This window comes from Pseudoalteromonas sp. MTN2-4 (assembly GCF_042848605.1).
Lineage (GTDB): Bacteria > Pseudomonadota > Gammaproteobacteria > Enterobacterales > Alteromonadaceae > Pseudoalteromonas.
In genome coordinates this window covers 1-317 of the sequence record NZ_BTGK01000087.1, presented here as the reverse complement: position 1 = coordinate 317, position 317 = coordinate 1, and the positions used below count along the sequence as shown (strand labels likewise).

At 41.3% G+C, this 317-nt stretch carries 1 protein-coding gene; it reads left to right on the top strand.

Going from position 1 to position 317, the window contains the following annotated elements; translation table 11 throughout:
* Positions 1–216, top strand: a 216-nt coding sequence (locus ACGHEH_RS21825; protein ID WP_390449923.1) for a hypothetical protein, incomplete at its 5' end; no start/stop codon positions are given.
* Positions 217–317 lie beyond the last annotated feature (101 nt).

Sequence of the window (317 nt, the reverse complement as noted above, 5' to 3'; positions counted from 1 at the left end):
CAAGTAATCTTAGAAAGAGTTAACTCACTAGAAGGCAAAGAGAAAGAATGCCTTAATAATTTTATAAGTGACTATCAAAAGTCTTTATATGAATATTGTGAGGCAACTGATGGGGGAAATAACATAGGTGGCGGTTGTCATCATGTGGCTTATGCTTGGTCTATAACAAGTAGTGTATTGGAGGCCGGTCTTGCATCGTGCCTGCCAAACACTTAACAAAGCTATCCACCGGAACAGCAGTCCTTCGTTGCAATTTATGCACTACGCTGCCGCTTCGTTAACATAAATTACAACTACAGCCCGCTGTCCAGTGATAG